The 3282-nt window shown below is 63.8% G+C and carries 3 protein-coding genes; all 3 read left to right on the top strand.

The features are described 5' to 3' along the window. Positions 1-223: 223 nt before the first annotated feature. A complete protein-coding gene (locus VGH68_RS26570; RefSeq protein WP_331606695.1) occupies positions 224-616 on the top strand; it encodes a hypothetical protein in 393 nt (130 codons plus the stop codon). A 115-nt stretch (positions 617-731) separates the two neighbouring features. After that, the gene (locus VGH68_RS26565; protein ID WP_331606696.1) at positions 732-1985 is read left to right on the top strand and encodes an efflux RND transporter periplasmic adaptor subunit; all 1254 of its coding nucleotides are present in this window, start codon (positions 732-734) and stop codon (positions 1983-1985) included. 13 nt (positions 1986-1998) lie between these two features. Next, on the top strand, positions 1999-3282 hold a 1284-nt coding region (locus VGH68_RS26560), incomplete at its 3' end, for an efflux RND transporter permease subunit (protein ID WP_331606694.1).

The following is a 3282-nucleotide window of genomic DNA, read 5'->3' as shown; positions in this document are numbered from 1 at the left end:
TACCGCTGATCCCTATCGTTCATTTGCACCGCTCACTTGCTGCGATATGAGACCAAGGTCCGATTGTTTCGCCTGCATCTCGCCACCAAACTGAACTCTGTCTACGCGTCGAACAGATGACCGGCCGTGCCGCGCGGTCGCGCCACGCAATGCGCAGGGATGCCTTCGCGCGCGCCATTCGTGGCGCGGCGCGGCGGCGTGCAAGAACAGGCAGGAGCGCACGATGAAAACAGCAGCAGTCTTCCTCGCGATCTTTCTGGGCGTCGTCGCATCCGATACGTCGGCGGCCGACTTCGACGGCAGCAAGCCGTTGATCTGCGCGACCATCGATGCGCACGCATGCGATCCTGGCATCACGTGCACGCGTTACCTGCCGGCCGATATGGGCGCCCCGAAATTCTTGACCCTCGACTTCGACAAACGCGTCGTGATCGGACCCGAGCGCACGACGCCGATGGCGATTCTCGACAAAAGTCCGGATCAGGTCGTCGCGAGCGGCACCGAGATGGGCTATGGATGGACCCTTGTCGTCGATTCGACGGACGGTGACATGACGTTGTCGATCATGAACAGGAACGACGCGTTCGTGCTGTTCGGCAACTGCAAGGCCGTGTGATCAGACGGAGCATGCGATGAATACCGTCCTTGTGTGTTTGCCGTTGGCGCAGCCGGATGCGCACCGCACCGGCGTCGCGTCGCGGCCGGGTCGCCGGGCTTCGCGCGCGCGGCGCATGCGAGCTGGCGCACGAACGCTGCTGCTGGCGATCGCGGCGATCGCGCTGCTGGCGTCGTGCAAGAAGGCGCCGCCGCCGCCGAAGGCCGCGGAGCCTGAAGTGACCGTGATGACCGTCACGCAGCAGGACACCCCGGTCGATTTCGAATTCACCGCGCAAACCCAGAGTTCGCGCGAGGTCGAGATACGCTCGCGCGTGGACGGCTTTCTTGACAAGCGCGTGTACGTCGAAGGGCAGATGGTCAAGACCGGACAAACGATGTTCCAGATGGACCAGAAGCCGTTCGAGGCCGCGCTGCAGACCGCCAAAGGGCAACTCGCGCAGCAACAGGCGCGGCACGAAGTCGCGAAGTCCAATCTCGCGCGCGTGGAGCCGCTCGCCGCGCAGAACGCGCTGAGCAAGAAGGATCTCGACGACGCGGTGGGCAACGAGAAGCAGAGCGCGGCCGCGGTGATCGCCGCGAAAGGGGAAGTGGATACCGCGCTGCTCAACCTCGGCTATACGACGATCAAGTCGCCGCTCACGGGCCTGTCCAGTTTCGCGCGCCAGCAGGACGGCAGCTATGTGACGGCCACCTCCAATGGTTTGCTGACCTACGTGTACCAGCTCGATCCGATGTGGGTGAACTTCAGCATCTCCGAGAACGAGATGCTCAGGTACCGCGACCAGATCGCCGCCGGGCGACTCAAGTTTCCCGCGCATAACGATTTCATCGTCCATCTGGTTCTCGCCGACGGCACGACGTTCGCGGACCAGGGCCATATCGACTTTGCGAATCCGGCGTTCAACACCGAGACGGGCACCTTCCTCGTGCGCGCGGTGTTCGCCAATCCGAAAGGCGTATTGCGGCCGGGCCAGTTCGTGCGGGCGCGCGTGTCCGGCGCGATCCGGCCGAACGCGACGCTGGTGCCGCAGCGCGCGGTGTTGCAGGGTTCGAAAAGCCATTTCGTGTGGGTCGTCGACGATCAGCAGAAGGCGCATCAACGGGTGATCGAAGTCGGCGACTGGCGCGCGGAGCAGTGGTTCGTGTCCGATGGGCTGAAGGCCGGTGAGCGCATCGTCGTCGACGGTGCGTTGCGGGTCACCGCCGATGCGCAGTTGAAGATACTCAAGTCGCTGCCGGCGGGCGGGCAAGCGACGGCGTCGGCCGCGCCGGCACGCGAGGGCGGGGGCGCATCGGCCGCGCTCGCCGCGCAGCCGGCGGAGCCCACGGAACCGGCGAAAACGCCGGGCGGCGGCAAAGCCGAATGAACGGGCGGCCGACATGAACATCTCGCGCTACTGCATCGATCGCCCGATCTTCGCATCGGTCATCTCGATCGTGATCACGCTCGGCGGCGCACTGGCGATGTTCTCGCTGCCGGTCGCGCAGTACCCGGACATCACGCCGCCGCAAATCACGATCTCGGCGACCTATCCGGGCGCCAACGCGGAGGTCGTCGCGAACAACGTCGCCGCGCCGATCGAGCAACAGGTGAACGGCGCGGACAACATGATCTATATGAACTCGTCGAGTTCATCGACCGGCAACCTGACGATCAACGTGTACTTCAATATCGGCACGAACCCGGAGCTCGCCCAGGTCGACGTGCAGAACCGCGTCAATCTGGCGCTGCCGCAGCTGCCGCAATCGGTGCAGGCGCAGGGCATCCAGGTGCAGAAGAAGTCGTCGGCGTTCATGATGGTGATCGCGATCTATTCGCCGACCGAACGCTACGATTCGGTCTATATCGCGAACTTCGCGAACATCTACGTGCTCGATGCGATCAAGCGGATTCCGGGCGCGAACCAGTCGAGCATTTTCGGCACCCCCGACTACGCGATGCGAATCTGGCTGAAACCGGACCGGATGGCGCAACTCGGCGTGACGGCCGCCGATGTGCAGAACGTGGTGGCGAACCAGAACCAGCAGTTCGCGGTGGGCAGCATCGGCCAGTCGCCGACCGGCAAATCGGTCCAGCAGTCGTTCGCGGTCACGACGACCGGGCGGCTCGCCGAGCCGTCGCAGTTCGACAACATCATCGTGCGCGCGGCGAGCGGCGGGGCGGCGATCGTCCGGCTGAAAGACATCGGGCGCACCGAACTCGGGCAAAAAGATTACTCGATACGCAGCCGCTTTCAGGGCAAACCGGCGACCGTGATGGCCGTCTATCAGCAGCCGGGCGCGAACGCGCTCGAAGTGGCCAAGCAGGTGCGCGCGACGCTCGCCGAGCTGAAGAAGTCGTTCCCCGAAGGGCTCGACTATCAGATCGCGATGGACACCACCGAATTCACCCGCGCGTCGATCTCCGATGTGATCCACACGTTCTTCGAAGCATTGGTTCTGGTCGTGATCGTGGTGTTCGTGTTCCTGCAAAGCCTGCGCGCTACGCTGATTCCGGTGATCGCGGTGCCGGTGTCGATCGTGGGCACCTGCATGTTCATGCTGCCGCTCGGCTTTTCGATCAACATGCTGACGCTATTCGGCATGGTGCTCGCAATCGGTATCGTGGTGGACGATGCGATCGTGGTGATCGAGAACGTCGAGCGCAACATCACGGTGCACAAA

The sequence above is a fragment of the Paraburkholderia sp. genome (assembly GCF_036488505.1).
In the GTDB taxonomy this organism is placed as follows: Bacteria; Pseudomonadota; Gammaproteobacteria; order Burkholderiales; family Burkholderiaceae; genus Paraburkholderia.
Note: the sequence above shows the minus strand (reverse complement) of the source record. Positions and strands in the feature narration are given on the sequence as shown.